This is a genomic window from Nonomuraea sp. NPDC005692 (assembly GCF_040631115.1).
Lineage (GTDB): Bacteria > Actinomycetota > Actinomycetes > Streptosporangiales > Streptosporangiaceae > Nonomuraea.
Genome location: NZ_JBEXYU010000020.1, coordinates 46,340 through 66,763 on the forward strand (window position 1 = coordinate 46,340; position 20,424 = coordinate 66,763).

Genomic DNA, 20,424 nt, shown 5'->3' on the forward strand with positions numbered 1-20,424 from the left:
GTTCTCGTAGAACGAACTACACACTTTGCTGGAAGCAGAGGCTAGCCCTCTACCACTCCTCAGGTCCACCCCTTGACGGAGGTTTCGATCTTGCCGTAGAACGTTCTACACATTCTCCCCCACATGAACAGGAGCACGAGCGTGAGAGCACCAACTCGTCCGCTCGGCGCGGCGATAGGCGCCGTCCTCGCCCTGTCCCTCTCCGGCTGCGGGTCCACCGCCCCCGAGGGGACCGGTCAGGTGAAGCTGACCCTCTGGCACAACAGCGCGGACCCGGCGCCGCTGCTGGAGATGTACAAGAAGTTCGAGAAGCAGTCCGGCCACAAGATCGAGCTCGTGTCCATCCCGTCCGACGGTTTCGAGGACACCACCCAGACCAAGTGGGCCACCGGCGAGCGTCCGGACGTCCTGGAGTACCACGCGACGGTGAGCGGCCTGCTCGCCCTCAACCCGACCGAGAACCTGCGCGACCTGACCGGCGAGGCGTACATCGCCAGGTCCGGCGACCTCTACCAGGCCGCCGGGGCCGTGGGCGGCAAGGTCTACGCCGCCATCACCGGCTTCCCCCAGGTCTTCGGCCTCTACTACAACAAGAAGGTCTTCACCAAGGCCGGGCTGACCCCACCCGCCAACTTCACCGAGCTGGCCGCCGCCTGCCCCAAGCTCAAGGCCGCCGGAGTCACGCCGGTCTTCGAGTCGGGCGGCTCGATCTGGCCCGTGCAGATCCTGCCCATCCTCTACCTGGCCGGCGCCAACCAGGCCAACGCCTACGGCAAGGCCATCGCCGGCCACAGCAGCACGCTGGCCGACCCCGGCTCGCCCTTCGTCGCCGGCCTGACCGCCTACGCCAAGCTGAAGGCCGACGGCTGCTTCAACAAGGACATCGTCACCGCCAAGTTCGAGGACTCGATGAAGGCCCTGGTGACCGGCGAGGCCGCCATGGTCGCCCAGCACTCCGACATGCTCCCGGCGCTGCTCGCGGCCGCCGGCGGCGACCAGAAGACCGTGGACGAGTCCGTCGGCTTCGTCGGCCTGTCCAGCGACAAGCCGGTGGTGACCTACGCGCCCGGCCCCATCGGCACGTTCTACCTGCCCAAGACCGGCGACACGGCGCGCGAGAAGGCCGCGCTCGACTTCGTGCGCTTCATGACCGGCCCGGCCTACGCCGAGTACATCGCCGCGTCCAAGACCTTCCCGGTGCTCAAGGACGTGCCCGATCCGCAGGGCGTCTCCTCCGTGCTGCAGGACGTCAAGAAGGCGTACGACACCGGCGCCGTCATCGCCTTCAACTCCGACATCCCCGGCATGGGCGGGCTGGCCCAGCTCATGTCCGAGCTGATCGCCGGGCAGAAGGACCCGCAGAAGGCGGCGACCCAGCTCCAGGGCCAGGTCGAGCAGGCGGCCAAGGCGGCAGGGCTGCCCGGATGGTGATGCGGAACAGGGCGGCCTGGCTGCCGTGGGCGCTGCCCGCGATCGTGCTGGTCACGGTCTTCTTCGTCGCCCCGTTCCTGCTCAACGTGCGGTTCGCGTTCTCCTCCTGGACGAGCTTCCGGGCCGAGATCACCTGGAACGGGCTGGAGAACGTCCGCACGCTGATCGACCAGGACCTGCTGGCCAACGCGGTCACCGTGACCGTGCTGTACGCGATCCTGTGCATGGCGATCCAGAACACGGTCAGCCTCTCGCTGGCCCTGGCCCTCCAGCGGACCAGCGGGATCAACACCGTCTTCCGCTCGGCGTTCTTCCTGCCGACGCTCATCTCGCCGCTGGCCGCCGGCTACATCTGGCGCGGGCTGCTGGCCCCCGACGGGGCGATCAACTCCTTCCTCGGCATCGAGTGGGCGTGGCTGGGCGAACCGGCCACCGCGCTGGTGGTGGTCGCGTTCATCGACGCGTGGAAGTGGAGCGGGCTGATCACCCTGGTCTACATCGCGGGCCTCAACTCCATCCCCAAGTCGCTGCTGGAGTCGGCGACCGTGGACGGCGCCGGCCCGTGGACCCGGCTGCGCCGGGTGGTGTTCCCGATGCTCGCCCCGGCGCTGACCTTCAACGTGGCGGTCACGCTGGTGGGCGCGCTCAGCGCGTACGACGTGATCGCCGCCACCACCGGCGGCGGCCCCGGCGACCACACGCGCGCCCTGAACGTGGTGATGCGCCAGCAATGGGGACAGGGCTTCTTCGGCTCGGCCAGCGCGCTGGGGTTCACCGTGACGCTGCTGGTGATCGCGACCGCCGTGCCCCTGGTGTGGTGGCTGCGGCGCAGGGAGGTGGCGGGATGAGAGCGGCGCTCAAGTACGCGGCGCTGACGCTCTTCGCGGTCCCGTGGGTGCTCGTGCCCGTCTGGCTCGTGGTCGTCAACTCCTTCAAGCCCGCGGGTGAGGCCGCCGAGCTGGGCCTCGGCCTGCCCAGGACGTGGGCGATCGCCGAGAACTACGGCATCGTGCTCGACCGGGGCGGCTACCTGACCGGGCTGCTCAACAGCCTCAAGGTGACCGTGCCGATCGTGATCGCGGTGGTGCTGCTCGGCGCGGCGGCGGCGTGGGCGTTCGGGCGCAGCCGGTCGCGGTGGCTGCAGGCGGCCTACTTCGTGATGGGGCTGTCGATCCTGCTGCCGCCGTCCATCATCCCGACCGTCTACCTGCTGCGCGCCCTGTCGCTGGACGGCGGCTCGCTCGGCTACGTGCTGACGATGACCGGCTGCCGCCTGGGCGTCGTGATCTTCCTGGCCACCGGGTTCGTCCGGGCGTTCCCGCCCGACCTGGAGCAGGCCGCCGCCATCGACGGCGCCTCGCGTCCGCAGGTGTTCGTGCGCATCCTGCTGCCGCTGCTGCGGCCGGTGCTGTTCGTCGGCGGCGTGATCCTGATCATCAACGTCTGGAACGACTTCTTCTTCGCCCTCTTCCTGCTCCAGGGCAGCGCGAACGCCACGCTGCCGCTGAGCCTGTTCCAGTTCGCCTCCGGCACCCTGCAGAGCCTGAACTGGAACCTCGTCTTCGCCCACGTCCTGCTCACCACGCTGCCCCTGGTGGCGGTGTACGCCGTCGCGCAGAAGCGCGTCCTGGCCGGCCTCACGGAAGGTGCACTGAAGGGATGACCACGCACGACATCGCGCTCGACTGGGTCAGGCGCGAGATCAAGGAGGGGCGGCTGCCGTGCGCGGTGTTCGGCGCCGCGACCTCCGACGGGATCCAGGTGCTGGAGGCGTTCGGCACCCACGACGGCCGCGGGACCAGGACCGACGACCACTTCGCGCTGTTCTCGGTGACCAAGCCGCTGATGGGCCTGCTGGCCCTGCGCCAGGTCGAACGCGGATTGTTGTCGCTGCGCCGCCCGCTGCGGGACGTGCTGCCGAACTTCGCCCGGCCCGACGTGACGCTCTGGCACCTGCTGACCCACACCGGCGGCATCGCCGAGCAGACGCTGACGCCCGACGACCTGGTGGAGCACCTCGTCACCGCGCCGTCGTTGTTCGAGGCGGGCACCCTCAGCCACTACTCCAACCTGGCCTTCGCCGGGATCGCGGAGATGGTCCGCGACGTCACCGGCCGCGACGTGGCCGAGCTGGTCGACTCCGACCTGAACACGCTGGTGCCGGGCGGCGGGCGGATCACCTTCGACCCGGCGTGCGAGGCGGCCGAGGTGCACGGCCTCGAACTGCTCGGGCCCGGCTTCGACTTCGACGCGTTCGTCCGGCTCCGCCACCCGGCGGGCGCGCTGTTCTCCCGCGCGGAGGACCTGCTGGCGCTGGGCGGGGCGCTGCTGCGCGGCGACCGCGCGCTGGTCCACCCGACCACCCTGGCCGCCATGACGACCCCGCAGACGACCGGCCTGGTCAAGCTGCAGCCCGACCCGGTCAACGCCGGGCAGGATTGGGGGCTCACCTGGAACCTGCGCCACTCGGCCCCCGGGCTGCTGGAACGCCGGCTGTACGGGCACGGCGGCGCCTCGGGCTGCCAGTGGTGGATGTACCCGGAGCAGGACGCGTGCTTCGTGCTGCTGATCAACGTGATGGCGCCGAGCCTGTCCGGCGTCGACGTCGACGGCCTGCACAACGCCTTCACCACCGGGCTCGATGCGTGAACCGGGACTCGGGGGTGCTCGACGTGCAGGTCTCGGGCGCGCAGACGCCCTACATCCGGCCGGCCCCGGCCGGTGCGCGGGCGGGCCTGACGTGCGGTCTGGCGGATCCGGTGGGCGTGGACGAGCCGTCGCCCCGCCTGTCGTGGGACGCCCGGACGACCGCGCAGTCCACCGTGGTGCTGTCCGCGGACGGGCGCGAGGTGTGGCGGTCCTCCGTGCCCGCCGGTTCGCACGGCGTGGACGTGCCGGACGAGCTGCTGGCGCCGCTGACCCCGTACACGTGGGAGGTGGCGGGGCAGGCGGCGGGCGCGTTCACCACGGGCCTGCGGGCGCGCGGCGCATGGGACGCGCCCTGGCTGCCGGGCGATCCCGAGGCGGCGGTGAGCCTGCGCGGGTCGTTCAGCTGGCGTCCCGCTCCGGCACGCGCCTGGCTGGCCGCCACCGCGCTCGGCGTCTACCGGGCGCTGCTCAACGGCACGCGGCTGGGCGAGGAGGAGCTGGCCCCCGGCTGGACCGACTACGGCCACCGGACGCGCTACCGGCTGCTGGAGCTCACCGAACTGCTGGTGCCCGGCGAGAACGAGCTGGAGTTGTGGCTGGCTCCCGGCTGGTACGCCGGTCACGTCGCCGGCGGCGGCCCGCGCCGCTACGGTGACCGGCCCGCGGCCAGCGCCCAGGTGCTCGTGCGGGACGACGACGGCCCGCGCCGCGTGTTCGCCACGGACGCGGCCTGGACCCGGCGGGACCTCGGCCGCCCGCGCGCCGACCTGGTGATGGGCGAGACCGTCCAGGCTCCTACCGAGGGGACCGGACCGGCCGGGACGACCGCCGCGCCGGAGATCCTGGTGGAGGCCGACCCCGCTCCCCCGGTCCGGGTGATCGGCACGGTGCCCGCCGTGTCGGTGACCGAGCCCGCGCCGGGCGTCCAGGTGGCCGACTTCGGGCGGAACGTCGTCGGGCGCGTCCGGCTGCACGTGGACGCGCCGGGGCCCGTGCGGATCGTCGTACGGCACGGGGAGGAGCTGACCGCGACCGGGCGGCTCTACACCGACAACCTGCGCACCGCGGACCAGCGTGACGAGTTCGTCCTCGGCCCCGGATCACACGTCGTGGAGCCCGCGTTCACCCTGCACGGGTTCCGCTACGCGGAGGTCACCGGCTGGCCGGGCGCGCTGACGCCGGACGACCTGGAGGCGGTGCTGCTGTCCTCCGCGCTCGCCGTCACCGGCTCGCTGACCGTGAGCGATCCCGCCGTACGGCAGCTCGTCGCCAACATCGGCGCGTCGGCGGACGGCAACCTGGTGAGCGTGCCGACCGACTGCCCCCAGCGCGACGAGCGGACCGGCTGGACGGCCGACATCTCGGTGTTCGGCTCGACGCTCAGCTTCCTGCGGCACACGCAGGCGTTCCTGTCCGGCTGGGTGACGACGCTGATCGACGGGCAGCGGGCCGACGGCGCGGTCCCGCACGTCGCGCCGGTGCTGCCCGAGTACGGCTACGACTCCCCCGTCTGGTCCGACGCGCTGGTCGAGGTGCCGTGGCTGCTGTGGCGGCGCTACGGCGACGACCGCACGTTGCGCCGCGCGTACGACCCGATGCGGCGGTGGGCCGGCTACTGCCTGGCGCAGTCCGACGACGGCCTCAGGCCGGGCCGGGCGCTGGGCGACTGGCTGGCCCCCGGCACGGTGGAGACGCCCAGGAGCCTCATCGCCACCGCCGCCCTGGCCCGCAGCCTCCGCCTGATCGCGCACACGGCCGCCGTGCTCGGCGAGCCGCACGCCCCCGAGTACGACGAGGCCGCCGCCCGCGTGTCGGACGCCTTCCGCCGGGCCTTCCTCGACGGCCCGAGGCTGCGCACCGAGACGCAGACCGGCTACGCCGTCGCCCTGGCCTGGGATCTCGTCCGGCCGGAGGACCGCGCCGCGGCGGCAGGGGCGCTGGCCGACCTGGTCCGCGCCGACGGGCACCGGCTCATGACGGGCTTCGTCGGCACCCCCCTGCTGCTGCCGGTGTTGTCGGAGACCGGCCACCACGACCTGGCGTGCCGGATCTTCAACCAGGAGGGCTACCCGTCCTGGCGCTACCAGCTCCGCGCCGGGGCGACCACCATGTGGGAACGCTGGGACGCCTGGCACCACCGGCACGGCCTGCAGACGCCGGCCATGAACTCCTTCAACCACTACGCCTACGGCTGCGTGGGCGACTGGCTGTTCCGGCACGTGGCCGGCCTGGGCGACGACCCGCGCGGTACGGGTGGCGGGTTCGGCGAGCTGCTGCTGCGTCCGGGTCCCGTCCCGCTGCTGCGCCAGGCACACGCCCGTTACGCGAGCGCGTCGGGGGCCGTCGAGTCGGGCTGGCGGGCCGGGCCCGACGGGGTGCAGTTCACCTTCGCCGTCCCCGAGGGCGTGACCGCCCGCGCGGTGCTGCCCGTACGCGGCGCCTGGGACGGGATGACCGTCAACGGCACCTTCCTCATGGGCCTGAACGAGCAGCTGCCGACCACCAGGCTGGCCGACGGCGGCTGCGCCCTCGACCTGCCGCCGGGCCGCTGGTCGTTCACCGCCCCCGCCGCCGCCACGTCCCACCTGCTCCAGGAGTGGGACGACCTGGGCCGGTGAACGTCAATCGGCGAGGTCGCCGAGCCAGCGCAGGGCGGTCAGGCTCGGCATGAAGCCGTATTCGCCGCCGCGCGTGACGACGAACCGGGGCAGGGACTCCAGGCGCCGCCGTACGGGACGCCGGGGGACGGTGAACTCACCGGAGCCGTCGGCGGAGCCGGTCAGGGGATCCCTGGCCGGGCCCGCGCCGAAGAAGACGCCGTCGTTCAGCCATTCGGTCTGGACGAACTCGAACTGCCGCCCGAGATGGGCGCCGACGAAGGCGAACATCAGCCCCCGGTCGGCGCCGTCGTCGTCCAGGACGCCGTCGGGCAGCGGCGGCCCGTAGACGGTGCCGCGCCTGATCATGCGGTGCAGCCTCGGGACGCCGGCCACCGCCGCGTCCCGGGGGTTGGCCCGGCGGATGTGGCAGCCGCCGGGCGTGGTGAAGCCGGCGGGGTCGTCCCGCTGGTACAGGAAGGCGTTGCGGCGGGCGGCGTCGGCGCCGAGGCCGGGGTCGTCGTGCAGCGGGCTGAGCGCCAGCGGCGCGCCGCTGCGCCAGCGGCCCATGATCTTCGCGGCCAGCAGCTCCTCGTCCTGCGGATCGGTGGAGTTGTCCCTGAGGTAGCGCCGGAACAGCGCGACCCGCTGGTGCAGCTTGCGGATCGCCACGTAGGTGCCGTTGCGTCCCAGCTCGTCGGGCTGGGGGATCTGGACGCCGCCCAGCTCGTCGGGGTGGCCGAGCACGAACTCCCCCGCCTTGAGCGGCGTCTCCAGGGGGTTGGACCCGGCGATGCCGCTGCCCTCGACGGCGGGATGGCTGACGCCGTCGCGGTAGCCGAAGGGTTCGGTCTCGGTGGGCAGGGCGTGGCAGTTCTGCCGCCAGATCGCCGTCACGCCCGGCAGGGCGTCGTAGGCGGGGCGGGCGCGTTCGATCGCGGCCTGCAGGCGCGCGTTGTCGGGCGCGAGCGCCGCCAGCACCACGTGCACGTCCGGTGTGCCGAGCGGGCGCTCCCAGCGGTCGGGGCCGCTGTCCCCGGTGTCCCCCAGGGCGGCGGCGCGTGCGGCCATGCCCTGCCGGAACTCCCACGCGAACGTCTCCAGCGACCGCCGGGGCACGCCGAGGGCCTTCAGCCCCTGGTAGGTGAGCGCGACGCTGACCCACGTCTCCCCCAGCGGGCTCACCGGGCCGGCGGCGGAGGTCACCACGGCGCTCACCCGCCGCATCAGTTCCCGGCCCTGCGCGCGGTCGTCGATGCGGAACAGCAGGTACGTCGCCGCGTACGGGGTCGGCCGCGCGCTGAGCACCCCGCGTTGGATGTCGTCCAGGCCGAGCATGGCCGGAGCGTGTTCGTTCACCGGATCTCGCTCACGTGGCTCTGACGAGGTTGTTCCAGAAGGCGCGCAGGCTGTCGTCGACGCCGAACAGCGAGCTGAAGATCGTGGAGTCGGCGAGGATCACGTCCCCGGCCCGGTCGCCGCGCGGTGGCAGCCACAGGAACATGTTGAACTCGGTGTTCCCCGCCTCGACGAACGGGTGCGGCGGCCTGGTCAGGTCGATCGGCTGCCGGCCCAGCACCCGGACGGCGTCCGGGTCGTCGGTGGTCACGGCGTAGTGGGGAAGGTGCATGTGGAAGTTGAAGTGGGACACCCCGGCCAGCCATCCCCTGGTGTCCAGGTCCCTGGCGACGGTCAGCGGGGCGTTCGTGCCCGCGTCCGTCACCGCGGGACGCAGCCCGTACCGGTTCTCCACCGGCACCCCCAGCCCCGCCATGAGTGACCGGGTGTACCTGCCGAACCGCTGCTGGCGGGGCACGAGCGCGTCGCCGTGATGGTGGTACTCCACGTCGCGGACGGCCATGTCGCCGGTCGCGCCGACGTCATGATGCGGCCCCAGGGCCAGGCAGGTCCCCTCGCGGGTGAGGAACGCGCGCACCGCCTCGATCTCCGCGGCCGTGGCCTCCTGCCCGGTGATCATGTGGTCCAGCCCCCACACGAACAGGGTGTCGGTGTCGGCCAGCACCCGCTCGTCCAGCGGGGTGTGGAAGCCGGCCTGGTCGACCCGCTGGTACACCGGCACCGGGTACCCGGTGACCTCGTGGACGAACCGCTGGAAGGGCAGCCAGCCCCAGAAGAACAGCTCCAGGCCGCCCGCGATGCCCTGCTGGAAGCGCAGCGGGTCGGACCACTGCGGATCCTCGTAGGCCGGCCACTGGACGCGGCGCACCTCGGTCATCGTGGAGAACCGGTTGTCCAGACCGGCCACGTCCTGGCCCGCCTCGGCCGGATAGCTCCAGGCGACGTAGATGCTCACCCGCCGCCGGCCGGGGGCGTACGGGCGCGGCACGTGGTCCTGGTTGTAGGTGCGTGCCGTCTTCGGCTCACTCATCTGATCTCCTGCGCCGTCCGGGGCCGTCACTGCAGCTGGTCGAGCATGTCCGACAGGGCGCTCTTGATCCGCAGAGCCTTCTTGATCTCGTCGGCGGTGACGTACGGGTACTCGCCGTACTCGATGAAGCTGGGGCAGTGATGTGCGCGGACAAACCGGACGAACGCCTCGGGGTTGGTCTTCCAGTCCTCGGGGAAACCTTCGAGGTTCTCGAACACCGTGTTCACCCCCGCCCGGGTGAACAGCGCGATGGCGTCTTCGGTGTACTTGTCGAAGTCGGTGTCGAAGATCCCCTGGTACATGAAGCGGGTGTCGTCGTCGAACAGCACCCAGCGCAGGTAGTGCAGCTTCAGAGGGGCCAGCAGGCCGGGGTCGTCCCGCAGCGCCTCGGCGAGCGTGTCGCCGTAGCCCCGGATGGCGTCGGCCCGGCCGGGCTTGACCCCGGCGATGATGGTGAAGCCGTAACACGCGGGGCCGCGCGGGAAGACGGGCCCGTACTTGCCCTGTTCCAGGTGGCCGGTCTCCTTCGGGATGACGACCGCCTGCGGCGTGATCTCCATGACCGTCCTCTCCGACGTCGTGCTCGTGGGAGGAAGGCTGAAGCGACCCGACTGACGCCATCGTCCCATACGGGGGTGGCGCGTCGCGGTATCCCGGCCGCCCGTGTCAGCGCGAGGAGCCGGGGACGCGCTCGGCGCGGCGGGCCGTGAGGCGGTCGGGGGCCGGCCAGCGCACGGCGTGGGCCCAGCCCGCCCGCTCGAACCACCGGATCAGCCGCGCGCTGGGGTCGAGCTGGCCCTTCAGCACGCCGTGCCGGGCGCAGGTGGGGTCGACGTGGTGCCAGTTGTGCCAGCCTTCGCCGAGCGTCAGCATCGCCACCCACCACACGTTGGACGAACGGTCCCTGGTGCGGAACGGGCGGTCGCCGAAGGTGTGGGCGATCGAGTTCACCGACCACGTGACGTGGTGCACGACGGCGTAGCGGACCAGGCCGCCCCACAGGAGCCCGCTCCACGCGCCCGCCCACGACATCGACCAGAGCCCGCCGGCGGCGGCCGGCAGCACGAACGACAGCAGCACGACCGCCGGGTAGGCGGCGTCGAAGCGGCGCACGTCCGGGTCGGCCAGCAGGTCGGGCACCCAGTGCCGGCGGCTGGAGCGCTGACGGGCCGTGTAGAACCAGCCGATGTGGGCGTGCAGCATGCCGCGCAGCAGGGCCGGGCCGCTGTCGCCGTAGCGCCATGGCGAGTGCGGGTCGCCCTCGCGGTCGGCGTACTTGTGGTGGCGGCGGTGCTCGGCGGCCCACAGGGTGAGGGGGCCCTCGACGGCCACGCCGCCGGCCAGCATGAGCGCGATGCGCAGCGCCCGGTTGGCCCTGAAGGCGCGGTGGGTGAACAGGCGGTGGTAGCCGATGGCGATGCCGAAGATGCTCACCAGGTACATCACGACCGCGATGGCCAGGTCGCGCGGGCCGATGCCCCACCCCCAGGCCGCCGGAACCGCGAGGGCCAGCAGCACCACGGGCAGGACGACCAGGACGACCAGATAGGCGGTGCGGCGGCCGGTGGTGACCGTCACCGTCTCCGCCGTGCCCGGCTGCGGCAGGGGTGACGTCACGTTTCCTCCCATGAGCGGTACAGGTCGATCAGGCTCCTTATTCAATGACCAGGCCCATGGACTGCGGCAATGTCCTGACAGTGACGGAGTCATTACCGTGAGGCACCAAAACAATGCACTCGATTGTCATGAAGAAAGGCTGTGGCGCCTCCCTAGATTGTGATTGCGCAAAGTGATCATCCCTGTGCGCTCCGATATCAGGCGGAAGGTCCACGGAATGGGTGCTGTCGATCAGGCGATCACGGGCGGCTATCTGGAGAGGTACGACCAGGCGCTGGCCAAAGACCCGATATCGGCGTTCGGCCTGGTCCGGGAGTGGATGCGGACCGAGTGGCGGAGCCTGTTCGCCGAGCTGCGCGAGCGGCGTCCGGTCTTCGTCACCCCCGCCTTCACGGTCGTGACCCGCTTCGCCGACGTGACCGAGGTGCTCGCCCACGAGCAGGTCTTCTCCGTCCGCGCCTTCGGTCCCCGCCTCGACGCCGCGCTGGGCGGCCCGTTCATGCTGGGCCGGGACGCCACGCCGATGAACTGGCGGGAGAAGGGCCTGATGCAGCTCATGCTCGCCCCGGAGGACGCGGCCGGCGTGCGCGAGCTGACCGGCCGCCTGGCCGACGAGCTGCTCGACGCCGCCGGGCCCGGCGGGCGCCTGGAGGCGGTCGAAGGGCTGTTCCGCCCTGTCGCCCTCGGCGTGTGCGCGCGCTATTTCGGCGTTCCCGGCCCCGACCCGGTGACCCTGGGCCGCTGGACGCGGGCGATCGTCGCCGACGGCTTCGCCAACTTCCTCGGCGACCCCGAGCTCCAGGCGGCGTCCGTCAAGGCGGGCGCCGAGCTGGTCGGGCACCTGTGTGACCTGCTCGCCGAGCACCGGGCCACGCTGCGCGCCGGCCGGGACCTCCCCGACGACGTCTTCGCCCGTCTGGTCCGCACGTCCCCGCCCGCCGTGGCCGACGACCGCATCGTGATCAACATGGCCGGGCTGCCGCTGGGTTTCGTGGAGAGCGCGCCGGGGGCCATGGTCGAGGCGGTCGAGCAGCTCCTGCTGCGCCCGCGGGTGCTGGCGGAGGCGACGGCCGTCGCCGGGGACCCCGAGCGGTTCGACCCGTACGTCTGGGAGGCCCTGCGGTTCAGCCCGTTCTTCAAGCTGCTTCCCCGGCTGTGCGAGCGCGACCACGTGCTGGCCGCCGGCACGCCGCGCAGCACGGTGATCCCGGCGGGCACGTTCGTGCTCGCGGCGCCGGCCTCCGCCATGTTCGACGCGGCCGTGGTGCCGGAGCCCGGCGAGTTCCGCCTCGACCGTCCCCGTCACCATCAGCTGTTCTTCGGCTCCGGTCATCACGCCTGCCTCGGCGTGCACGTGGCCGAGGTGGTGATCGCCGAGACCGTACGCCGCCTGCTGCTGCGTCCGGGCGTACGGCTGCTGCCGCCGCCGGAGGGCCGGGTGGAGCGGTCACTCGGGATCTTCCCCGACACCTTCGCCCTCGGGCTCGGCACCGGCGCGCGGGAAGGCTGACGATGGCGGCGAGCCGAGCACGCAGCATCGCCACGGACGGCCTGTCCAACCGGCTCAGGTTCCTGGCCCTGACCCGCGGCCGGCCCCTCTGGGACCTGCTGCAGAGCAGCCGCCCGGTGCGGCGCCGGATCAACGCCTCGCTGATCGACCACGCGATCCGCGAGATGCCGCCGCGCCCCGAGCCGCTGAGCACCATGGCCGACTACACCTCGTGGGCCTCGCTGACCGACCGCACCTACAGCGGCAGGCACCTGCCTCCGGTCGCCGTCGCCGAAGAGCGGCTGCCCACGCCGGACAGGGCCGCCGACCTGTTCACCCGCGGCGAGTCCATGATCCCGTGCCCACGCTCCACGGTGCTCTTCGCGTACTTCGCCCAGTGGTTCACCGACGGCTTCCTGCGCGGCGACGTCAACGTCCCGCGCGACCCGCGCAAGAACAGCTCCAACCACCACATCGACCTCAACCAGGTGTACGGCCTCGACGAGGCGGCGACGGCCGCGCTGCGCGCGTTCGACGGCGGGCTGCTCAAGAGCCAGTCGGTCGAGGGCGGCGAGTTCCCGCCCCACCTGTGCGCGAACGGCAAGATCAAGCCGGAGTTCGCCCCGCTGCGCGTCATCCGCTTCGACCAGCTCTCCGACGCCCAGCGCGACACGCTGTTCGCCACCGGCAGCGACCGGGGCAACGGCCAGATCGGCTTCACCATGCTCACGGTGCTGTTCCTGCGCGAGCACAACAGGGTGGCGCGGCTGCTGGCCCGGGAGAATCCGCGCTGGGACGACGAACGGCTGTTCCAGACCGCCCGCAACATCCTCATCGTGCTGCTGATCAAACTGGTCGTCGAGGAGTACATCAACCACATCACCCCCTACCACTTCCGGTTCGCCCTCGACCCGTGGTTGTCCACGCGGCTCGACCACGCGGCCTGGCACCGGCAGAACTGGGCCTCCGTGGAGTTCAACCTCGTCTACCGGTGGCACAGCCTGGTCCCGTCCCGCCTGTCGGTGGCCGGGCGGGAGCTGCCGATGGCCGAGACCTTCTTCGCCGGCTCGCTGATCCCCGGCCCCGGTCTCGGGCGGCTGTTCGAGGACGCCTCCCGCCAGCGCGCCGGCCGCATCGGCCTGTTCAACACCGACCCCGTGCTGCGCGAGATCGACGTGGCCAGCCTCGCCGACTCCCGGGTGCTCGGCCTGGCCCCGTACAACGGCTACCGCGAGCACTGCCGCTTCCCCCGGGTGCGCGCCTTCGAGCAGATCACCGGCGACCGGCGGGTCAGCGGCGCGCTGCGCGACCTCTACCGCGACGTGGACGACGTCGACCTGTACGTCGGGCTGTTCGCCGAGGAGCCCGGCTCCCCCGACGCGATCCTGCCGCCGCTGCTGACCAAGATCATCGCCATCGACGCCTTCTCCCAGGCGCTCACCAACCCGCTGCTGGCGCCGCGGATCTTCAACGCCGCCACGTTCTCCCCCCAGGGCCTGCGGATCATCGCGGCCACGCGCACGCTGTCGGACGTGCTGCGCCGCAACACGCCCGAGGACCCGGCCCCCCGCTTCGTCAGCATGTCCCGGCGGGCCCGGCCATGACCGGCGACCACGATCCGGCCGCCGGGCCCCTGCGCGCCCTGGCCCGGGAGCTGGTGGACATCGCGGTCACCATCCACGGCGCCGCGTCGCACGCCACGGCCGCGCTGTCCGACGACGCGCTGCTGCGCGCCGTGCCACGCGCTCCCACGGCGGCCGGGCCCGCCTACCGCGCGCTGCTGAGGGTCACGACGAACGGCCGGGGCCTCGGTCACTCGTTCACCGGGGGCCGGCTGGCGACCGCGGCCGCCAAGGCCGGCGCCGTGCTGGGGGCCGAGAGCCTGGCCGTACGGGTGCTGGCCACGTCGTTGCGGTTGCGCGTGGCGGCGGTGGCGGTCGCCCATCCCGAGCTGACCGAGGATCCCATGCTCGTCCGGCTCATCGAGGCGGCCGCCGCCGACCGCGACGTGGAGGCCGTGCGGGCCCTGCGCGCCCTGCTCAAGGACCGTGGCGCGGTGCGCGCGCTCAGCCAGCTCGCGCCGGTCTTCGGCGAGGTCCTGGCGCTGCGCGCGCTGCTGGACGAGAACCCGCTCAACGACGCCGCCGCCTGGCTCATCGCGACGGGACGGGGCTTCGCCACCGCCGATCCGCTCTTCGGCGTGAGCAACAGGGCGATCGCCGTCCTCGACGTCGGGGACGGCGCCGCGCGCCGGGTCGAGCTGACCGCGGCCGAGTCGGCCCGGCTGTGCGCGCGCGGGTCGCTGCTCGGCTTCCTGTCCAACATCAGCACGATCGGCACCACCGGACGGGCCCTCCTCCAGAGCATCGAGGGGCCGGACGGCGTGATCCGCCACGTCCTGCACGCGCCGGGCATGCGCGTCGGGCGTCCCGACGGCGAGTCGCCCCAGGACCTGCTCGGCGCGTTCAGCAGCGCCGTCCTGGCCGCCAGCCCCTACAGCCGCGCCCTGGCCCAGGCCGTCGCCGACTACGGGCCGCCGCAGGGCGCCGAGCTGGCGCTGGTCGGGCACAGCGCGGGCGGGGCGGCGATCATGAACCTGGCCCAGGACCCCGCCTTCTGCGCCCGGCACACGGTCACGCACGCCGTCGCCGTCGGCTCGCCCGTCGACTTCAAACGCCCCGCCGACCCGCGCACCTGGGTGGCCAGCGTCACCAACCAGCACGACATCATCCCCACCCTCGACGGGCAGGGCGCCGGCACCTGCTTCGACCTGCACCCCGACTGGTACGTGGTGGACTACAGCGACTCCACCCACATGTTCCCGCAATGCCACAGCATCGAGCGCTATCTCGCCAACCTCACCGACGACCTGCCCGAGGCCCGCGACCTCATCGAGCAGCGGCTCGGCCCGTACCGGGGGCGGGTCGTGCGTTCCCAGGCGTACCTGCTGTTCGACCGTCCGCCCGCGCCGGAGCGGTCGCCCTTCCCGGCCGTGCCCGTCCATGCGGTCGACGGGCCCGAGGGGGCCGTCGAGCTGCCGATCCGGTGCCGCGACGGCGAGGCGCTCACGGCCTGCTTCGCCGTCTGCCCGGCGGCGGTGGCCGGGCTGCTGGCGGGCACGGGGCTCGGTCCCGTCGTACGGGTGGCGGGGCGGGCGCTGGTCGTCGTGCACGCCGCCCGGAACCGGCGCACCGGCGTGGGCGATTACGCGGAGCTGCAGGTGGGCGTCGTGGTGCCGGGGCCGTTCCGGTCGCCGGAGTCCGGCCTGCCGTGGTGGGGCTCCCGCCTGCCCGGCCTGCTGCGGGACGCGGACGCGCGCCGCTGCGGCGGCTTCCTCGTCGGCTCGGCGGTCGACAGCGCGGTCGTCCAGGCCCTGGGCGCGCGGCTGTGGGGCGGCGAGACGTACCTGACGGCTCTGGAGCTGCGGCTCGGCGCGCGGTCCGCGCACCTCGCCGCCGACCGGATCCTCACCCTGCGCGGGCGGCTCGGTCCCGGCCTGCCGCTGAACGATCCCGGACTGGTCGGCTATGCCCGTGAGGGCGGCGCGGTGCTGCGGTCCCGCGTCCGCGCCCGCGGGCGGGCCCGGCTGCACGTGGCGCCGTCGCTGCGGCTGGCCGTCGAGCCGCGGTCGGCCCACCCGCTGGCCGATCGGCTGCGCGAGCTCGGCCTCGACGGCGCCCGCCCGCTGCTGTGCCTGTCGGCCACCACCCGCCGGACGCTCCGGGACGCCGCCGTCCCGGTGCCGACGGGCTGACGGAGGAGCCATGTCCGCCCGGATCGCCGCGATCGTCGCGCACGCCGAAGTCCTGCGCGCGGACGCCCGCGCCCTCGCCGCCTGTGCCGAGCGTCTGCGCGCCGTCGAGGCAGGTCTGAAGGCGGGCGACGGGACGCCTGCCTGGTTGCGCGCGGCGTTGACCGCCCATCTGGCGGCGTGCGTGACCGCCGCCGCCGACCTGGAGGCGTCCGCCCGCCACCTGCTGCGCTACGCGGCCAAGGCGGGCGCCGAGCATCCCGAGCACATGCGGCCTGGTTGCGACGAGCCCGGCCGGTAGCGGTGTCAGCCGTCCGCGCGCGGCTCCGGCTGCCGTCCCGGGTCGGGCGGGGCCGCCGCCCGCTCCCGCGCGGCCCGGGCTTCGGCGGCCTTGGCCCGCCCCTCGGCGCGTACCAGGTGGACGACGCCGGCGATGAAGGCTCCGCCGACCACGACGGGGGGCGCGAGAGCGGCCACGATCTCGTACACAGGGACACCTCTTTCCGGGCTGGTTGCCCAGGACATGGAGAACGCCTACGTCTTGGTGGCGCCGCTCACCCGCCCGCCAGGACGACCGCGGCCACGATCAGGGCCAGGACCAGGACCGCCACCACGCTGACGGCGAGGACGATCCTCGAATCGGTCGACATCTTCCGCCTCCCCGGACAGCGCCCGCCCGACCTCGGAGCGAAAACTTCTACACCACGTAGAACTTTTACCGCACGTCGGATGGGAAGCCAAGCCCGGGGACGGCCGCCCTGAGCGTGGGCGGCCTAGACGACGAGGCAGACCAGCGGCGCGATCAGCACCGCCAGCGGCCCGCTCAGCTGCAGGACGGCCGCCGAGTAGGCCGCCGCCGACACCCAGCGGGGCCGGCCGCGCCCGTCGAGCAGGCGCTCCAGCCGTTCCACCACACCGGCGTCGGCCAGGGCGAACGTGGCCGCCCCCGGCTCGGCGCCACCGCCCGCCATGCGGACCAGGGCACGCGCCAGAGGCAGCTCTCCGTGCACGCGGCGGGCGTGGTCGTCGGCGATCATCTCCAGCAGCACCGCCACCGCCTCGCGTGCCGTGCGCGCGGCGGGCAGCCACGAGAACGCGTGCGACAACGCCACGAACGGCAGCAGGGCCAGATGGTGACGGCCGCGCGCGTGCGCCCGCTCGTGCTCCAGGACGGCCCGCAGCTCGGCCGGCGTCAGCGCGTCGAGGGTGCCCTGGCTCAGCACGATGCGTCGGCGTCTGCCCGGCACGCAGTAGGCCACCTGCCCGGCCACCGGCAGCACGTAGGCGTCGTAGGCCGGATGGTGATCGGCCACCACGTCGACCAGCAGGCGCTGCCGCCGCCGCTCGCGAAGGGTCTTGGCCGTGGCCCGCGCCGTGTGCACGGCCAGCCAGCTCAGCAGGCCCGCCGACCAGGCCAGGGCCAGCAGGTGCGGCGGGCCGAGGCCGACGAGCCCGTGGCCGCCGGCGATCTGCCGCAGCAGCGTGTGCATGCCGTGCGGGAACACCGCCGCCAGCGGCGCGACCGCGGCCACCAGGCCGAGGCCGACCGCGCCCAGGCCCGCCCCCAGCCCGATGGCCTGCCACAGCGCCAGAGCCGCCCGCGGGCAACGATATGACCAGGCGGCGCCGGCCAGAGCCCGGGCGACGCGGCCGCCCAGCGTCACCGGCAGCAGCGCCACCCCGGCGGCGACGAACCAGGCGATCACCGCGCCGGTCCGTCCTGCTCCTCCAGCGCGTCGCGCAGCGCCGCGGCCACCTCGGGCGTCACCGTGCCGACGAACCGCTGCACGGCCGCCACCACGTCGCCGGCCTCCGCCAGCGCCGCGCGCATGGCCTCGGCGACGAAGGCGTCCTTGCCCGCGGTGGCCTTGTAGAGGTGGGCCCGGCCGACGCGCTCGCGGGCGACCATGCCCTTGTTCGCCAGGCGCATCAGCACGGTCAGCACCGTCGTGACGGCGGGCTGGGAGGGCAGGCCGGCCGCGAGGTCGTGGGCGAACATGCCCTGAGGATGCCGCCACAGGGCTTCCATGATCGATCGCTCGAGATTGCCGAGTTGCATCCGCGCCTCCTCCCGAGTTCTACCGGAGGTAGAAGGCTACCGCGGACGCGGTCAGGAGTCCGTCCGGGCGGTCTCGGCGGGATGCGGGGCCGCCGATGAGTTTCGCGACCGCGGCGGGTCTGTCCCTGTGCATCGCAGGCCCACGACCGATCAGTGAGGGACCATGAGCGCGAACGCACTACCGCCCGTCGTCGACGCCGAGACCTGGCGGCTCCGGCTCGACGAGCTGCGGGCCAGGGAGAAGGCCGCCACCCGCGAGCTCGACGCCATCGCCGCCCAGCGCCGTCGCCTGCCGATGGTGCGGATGCCCGACTACGTCCTGGAGGGCGAGGACGGGCCGGTCCGGCTGGCGGACGTCTTCGAGGGCAGGCGGCAGCTGATCGTCTACAACCACATGTGGTCCCCGGGCAAGGAGTGGCAGTGCCCGGGATGCACGGGGTTCACCGCGCAGTTCACCCGCCTGGAGTTCCTGGACGGCTACGACGCGCGGTTCGTCGTCGTCACCCAGGGCCCGATCGAGGAGGCCCTGGCCTACAGGCGGCGGGTCGGCAACCGGATGACCTGGTACTCGACGGCCGGCAGCCCGTTCGGGGCCGACGTCGGCGCGCCGCCCGGCGCGGGCTTCGCCGTGAACGCGTTCCTGCGCGACGGCGACGCGGTGTACCGCACCTGGCACACCGACGGCCGGGGCACCGAGCAGCTCACGCACACCTTCGCGCTGATCGACCTGCTGCCGTACGGGCGGCAGGAGGAGTGGCAGGACTCCCCCGACGGCTGGCCGCGCTCGCCGGCCTACAGCGGCTGGCCCTCCTCCCAGGACGTCGCCCGGCGCTACGGGCCGGACCAACAGGTTTAGCGATCTTCGTGCATGTCAGGGGGAAGGACATGACGGACGACTTACAGCCCATGCCCGATGACTGGACGAGAGCACTGGCCGTCGTGGCCCATCCCGACGACATGGAGTTCGGCAGCGCCGGCGCCGTGGCCGCCTGGACCGGAGCCGGCAAGGAGGTCGGCTACCTCCTGCTCACCCGCGGCGAGGCGGGCATCGACTCGATGCCGCCGGACCAGGCGCGGAAGGTTCGGGAGGAGGAGCAGCAGGCGAGCGCCGCCATCGTCGGCGTCTCGTCGGTCGAGTTCCTCGACCATCCCGACGGCGGGATCGAGCACTCCCCCCGGCTCCGGCACGACCTGGTGGCGGCGCTGCGCCGGCACCGGCCCGAGCTGGTGATCACCTTCAACCACCACGACTTCACCTTCACCGGGAAGTGGAACAGCCCCGACCACCGCGTCACCGGCCGGGCCGTGCTGGACGCGGTCCTCGACGCGGGCAACCGCTGGATCCTGCCCGACGCGGGCGCCGAGCCGTGGGGCGGCGTCAAGTACGTGGCGATCGCCGGTTCCGTCCGGCCGACGCACGCGGTGGACGTGACCGGGTACCTGGACGCGGCGCTGGCCTCGGTCGAGGCGCACGCGGCGTACCTGTCGGCGCTGGGGGTGCCGCCGGGCGGGGCCCGGGTGCCGCTGGAGGGGTTCGTGAACGCCGCGGGGCAGCGGTTCGGCGGCCGTCCGGCGGTGCCGTTCGAGCTGATCTCCTGCTGAACGCCGCCCGGCCCGGCCCGCCGCGCGCGGACCGGGCCGGGGGCGGCTCGTCCGCCGTCAGTTGACCTCGTCGACGTACTCGGCCAGGCGTTCCTCGTCCACGACCAGGTACGGGTCCGAGGTGGGCAGGACCAGGCCGGCGTCCTTGAATCGTTTGAGGAAGAAGCCGACGCGCGACCGCGTGGTGCCGACCATGCCGGAGAGTTCTTCCTGGGTGATGCGTTCCTCAATGGCCCGCACATTCGGGGCACGGCGCTTACCGATCTTTCTGGATAAGCGCAGCAGAACGGAGGCCAGGCGCTGTTCGCTGTCCATCGTGACCATTGTCGCGATCACTTCCTGCTGTTCCCGCAGGCGTAGTGCGAGATAGTCGATGAATCCGTCCATGAGTTCGTTCTCGGCCATGGCGGCGCGGAAGCGGGCGGCCGGGATGCGGCGGACCCAGGTGGTCCGCATGGCGGTGGCCGTCTCGCTGCGCTCGGCCCCGAGCAGGGAGGACTCGCCGAAGATGTCGCCGGCGGTGAAGATCGAGAGCAGGCATTCCTTGCCGCAGCGCGCGTACATCTGGGTCTTGATCTGGCCGCTCTCGATCACGTAGATGTTGCTGTCGCGCTGGCCGCAGTTGTAGATGTTGGCGCGTCTCGGCACCCTGATCGAGCAGGCGCCCGACGTTTCCTGCGAGATGAAGGAGCGGAGCCCGGCTCTCAGTTGCGCAGCGTCGGATGGCTTCATTTACCCCGCCCCTCGGAATTCATTTCATGTTGTCGTTGCCCCTACCCATCAATCGACTGATTAACAAGCCGCCCCATAATTCTCTGATATGTCCGGAGAATTGCCTGG

The 20,424-nt window shown here is 72.7% G+C and carries 19 protein-coding genes; 11 read left to right on the forward strand and 8 right to left on the reverse strand.

Annotated features, from left to right (window positions below; translation table 11 throughout):
- The first annotated feature begins 141 nt into the window (after window positions 1–141).
- The 5 genes from ABZ459_RS32905 to ABZ459_RS32925 are packed head-to-tail and all read left to right on the forward strand — an operon-like array spanning window position 142 to window position 6,698.
- A complete protein-coding gene (locus tag ABZ459_RS32905) occupies window positions 142–1,431 on the forward strand; it encodes an ABC transporter substrate-binding protein (RefSeq protein WP_357978748.1) in 1,290 nt (429 codons plus the stop codon).
- Window positions 1,431–2,279, forward strand: coding sequence for a sugar ABC transporter permease (locus ABZ459_RS32910; RefSeq protein ID WP_357978750.1), 849 nt, complete (start codon window positions 1,431–1,433; stop codon window positions 2,277–2,279). The genes ABZ459_RS32905 and ABZ459_RS32910 overlap by 1 nt, the downstream gene beginning before the upstream one ends.
- Entirely contained in the window at window positions 2,276–3,094 is an 819-nt protein-coding gene (locus ABZ459_RS32915) for a carbohydrate ABC transporter permease (RefSeq protein WP_357978752.1), read from the forward strand. Before ABZ459_RS32910 ends, ABZ459_RS32915 begins: the two co-directional genes overlap by 4 nt.
- On the forward strand, window positions 3,091–4,080 hold the full coding sequence (locus ABZ459_RS32920) for a serine hydrolase domain-containing protein (RefSeq protein ID WP_357978754.1): 990 nt from the start codon (window positions 3,091–3,093) through the stop codon (window positions 4,078–4,080). Before ABZ459_RS32915 ends, ABZ459_RS32920 begins: the two co-directional genes overlap by 4 nt.
- On the forward strand, window positions 4,077–6,698 hold the full coding sequence (locus ABZ459_RS32925) for a family 78 glycoside hydrolase catalytic domain (protein WP_357978756.1): 2,622 nt from the start codon (window positions 4,077–4,079) through the stop codon (window positions 6,696–6,698). Before ABZ459_RS32920 ends, ABZ459_RS32925 begins: the two co-directional genes overlap by 4 nt.
- Window positions 6,699–6,701: 3 nt before the next feature.
- Here the strand turns inward: ABZ459_RS32925 and ABZ459_RS32930 are convergent, their stop codons facing one another.
- The 4 genes from ABZ459_RS32930 to ABZ459_RS32945 form a co-directional block, all read right to left on the reverse strand.
- On the reverse strand, window positions 6,702–8,036 hold the full coding sequence (locus tag ABZ459_RS32930; protein WP_357978758.1) for a peroxidase: 1,335 nt from the start codon (window positions 8,034–8,036) through the stop codon (window positions 6,702–6,704).
- Between the two features lie 10 nt (window positions 8,037–8,046).
- Window positions 8,047–9,066, reverse strand: a complete 1,020-nt coding sequence (locus ABZ459_RS32935; RefSeq protein ID WP_357978760.1) for a hypothetical protein — start codon at window positions 9,064–9,066, stop codon at window positions 8,047–8,049.
- 26 nt (window positions 9,067–9,092) lie between these two features.
- Window positions 9,093–9,626 carry a hypothetical protein gene (locus ABZ459_RS32940; RefSeq protein WP_357978762.1) on the reverse strand — a complete coding sequence of 178 codons (534 nt, stop codon included), beginning with the start codon at window positions 9,624–9,626 and terminating at the stop codon, window positions 9,093–9,095.
- Window positions 9,627–9,732: 106 nt separating this feature from the next.
- Window positions 9,733–10,683, reverse strand: coding sequence for a fatty acid desaturase (locus tag ABZ459_RS32945; RefSeq protein ID WP_357978764.1), 951 nt, complete (start codon window positions 10,681–10,683; stop codon window positions 9,733–9,735).
- A 217-nt stretch (window positions 10,684–10,900) separates the two neighbouring features.
- On the opposite strand from ABZ459_RS32945, the gene ABZ459_RS32950 reads away from it, so the two are divergent.
- The 4 genes from ABZ459_RS32950 to ABZ459_RS32965 are packed head-to-tail and all read left to right on the forward strand — an operon-like array spanning window position 10,901 to window position 16,224.
- Window positions 10,901–12,193, forward strand: a complete 1,293-nt coding sequence (locus tag ABZ459_RS32950; RefSeq protein WP_357978766.1) for a cytochrome P450 — start codon at window positions 10,901–10,903, stop codon at window positions 12,191–12,193.
- Window positions 12,194–12,195: 2 nt separating this feature from the next.
- Window positions 12,196–13,776, forward strand: coding sequence for a peroxidase family protein (locus ABZ459_RS32955; protein WP_357978768.1), 1,581 nt, complete (start codon window positions 12,196–12,198; stop codon window positions 13,774–13,776).
- Window positions 13,773–15,926, forward strand: a complete 2,154-nt coding sequence (locus ABZ459_RS32960; protein WP_357978770.1) for a hypothetical protein — start codon at window positions 13,773–13,775, stop codon at window positions 15,924–15,926. Before ABZ459_RS32955 ends, ABZ459_RS32960 begins: the two co-directional genes overlap by 4 nt.
- 10 nt (window positions 15,927–15,936) lie before the next feature.
- On the forward strand, window positions 15,937–16,224 hold the full coding sequence (locus ABZ459_RS32965) for a hypothetical protein (RefSeq protein WP_357978772.1): 288 nt from the start codon (window positions 15,937–15,939) through the stop codon (window positions 16,222–16,224).
- Between the two features lie 5 nt (window positions 16,225–16,229).
- Here the strand turns inward: ABZ459_RS32965 and ABZ459_RS32970 are convergent, their stop codons facing one another.
- From ABZ459_RS32970 to ABZ459_RS32980, 3 genes are all read right to left on the reverse strand, one after another.
- Window positions 16,230–16,412, reverse strand: coding sequence for a hypothetical protein (locus tag ABZ459_RS32970; RefSeq protein ID WP_357978774.1), 183 nt, complete (start codon window positions 16,410–16,412; stop codon window positions 16,230–16,232).
- Window positions 16,413–16,696: 284 nt separating this feature from the next.
- The gene (locus ABZ459_RS32975) at window positions 16,697–17,629 is read right to left on the reverse strand and encodes a M56 family metallopeptidase (protein WP_357978776.1); all 933 of its coding nucleotides are present in this window, start codon (window positions 17,627–17,629) and stop codon (window positions 16,697–16,699) included.
- Window positions 17,626–17,982: a BlaI/MecI/CopY family transcriptional regulator gene (locus ABZ459_RS32980; RefSeq protein ID WP_357978778.1), complete on the reverse strand. Its 357-nt coding sequence runs from the start codon at window positions 17,980–17,982 to the stop codon at window positions 17,626–17,628. The genes ABZ459_RS32975 and ABZ459_RS32980 overlap by 4 nt, the downstream gene beginning before the upstream one ends.
- 163 nt (window positions 17,983–18,145) lie before the next feature.
- Here ABZ459_RS32980 and ABZ459_RS32985 point away from each other — a divergent pair, with 163 nt between their 5' ends.
- Entirely contained in the window at window positions 18,146–18,838 is a 693-nt protein-coding gene (locus ABZ459_RS32985; protein WP_357978780.1) for a DUF899 family protein, read from the forward strand.
- Between the two features lie 29 nt (window positions 18,839–18,867).
- Window positions 18,868–19,584, forward strand: coding sequence for a PIG-L deacetylase family protein (locus ABZ459_RS32990; RefSeq protein ID WP_357978782.1), 717 nt, complete (start codon window positions 18,868–18,870; stop codon window positions 19,582–19,584).
- Between the two features lie 57 nt (window positions 19,585–19,641).
- On the opposite strand, the gene ABZ459_RS32995 is transcribed toward ABZ459_RS32990, so the two are convergent.
- A complete protein-coding gene (locus ABZ459_RS32995; protein ID WP_357978784.1) occupies window positions 19,642–20,316 on the reverse strand; it encodes a Crp/Fnr family transcriptional regulator in 675 nt (224 codons plus the stop codon).
- Window positions 20,317–20,424: the final 108 nt, after the last annotated feature.

What these genes read in the sequence shown, in the direction of transcription:
- ABZ459_RS32955 (WP_357978768.1), top strand. Translation starts at nt 12,196, where the DNA reads ATGGCGGCGAGCCGAGCACGCAGCATCGCCACGGACGGCCTGTCCAAC.
- ABZ459_RS32910 (WP_357978750.1), top strand. Translation starts at nt 1,431, where the DNA reads ATGCGGAACAGGGCGGCCTGGCTGCCGTGGGCGCTGCCCGCGATCGTG.
- ABZ459_RS32940 (WP_357978762.1), bottom strand. Translation starts at nt 9,626, where the DNA reads ATGGAGATCACGCCGCAGGCGGTCGTCATCCCGAAGGAGACCGGCCAC.
- ABZ459_RS32920 (WP_357978754.1), top strand. Translation starts at nt 3,091, where the DNA reads ATGACCACGCACGACATCGCGCTCGACTGGGTCAGGCGCGAGATCAAG.
- ABZ459_RS32985 (WP_357978780.1), top strand. Translation starts at nt 18,146, where the DNA reads ATGAGCGCGAACGCACTACCGCCCGTCGTCGACGCCGAGACCTGGCGG.
- ABZ459_RS32950 (WP_357978766.1), top strand. Translation starts at nt 10,901, where the DNA reads ATGGGTGCTGTCGATCAGGCGATCACGGGCGGCTATCTGGAGAGGTAC.
- ABZ459_RS32915 (WP_357978752.1), top strand. Translation starts at nt 2,276, where the DNA reads ATGAGAGCGGCGCTCAAGTACGCGGCGCTGACGCTCTTCGCGGTCCCG.
- ABZ459_RS32965 (WP_357978772.1), top strand. Translation starts at nt 15,937, where the DNA reads ATGTCCGCCCGGATCGCCGCGATCGTCGCGCACGCCGAAGTCCTGCGC.
- ABZ459_RS32995 (WP_357978784.1), bottom strand. Translation starts at nt 20,316, where the DNA reads ATGAAGCCATCCGACGCTGCGCAACTGAGAGCCGGGCTCCGCTCCTTC.
- ABZ459_RS32980 (WP_357978778.1), bottom strand. Translation starts at nt 17,982, where the DNA reads ATGCAACTCGGCAATCTCGAGCGATCGATCATGGAAGCCCTGTGGCGG.
- ABZ459_RS32960 (WP_357978770.1), top strand. Translation starts at nt 13,773, where the DNA reads ATGACCGGCGACCACGATCCGGCCGCCGGGCCCCTGCGCGCCCTGGCC.
- ABZ459_RS32935 (WP_357978760.1), bottom strand. Translation starts at nt 9,066, where the DNA reads ATGAGTGAGCCGAAGACGGCACGCACCTACAACCAGGACCACGTGCCG.
- ABZ459_RS32990 (WP_357978782.1), top strand. Translation starts at nt 18,868, where the DNA reads ATGACGGACGACTTACAGCCCATGCCCGATGACTGGACGAGAGCACTG.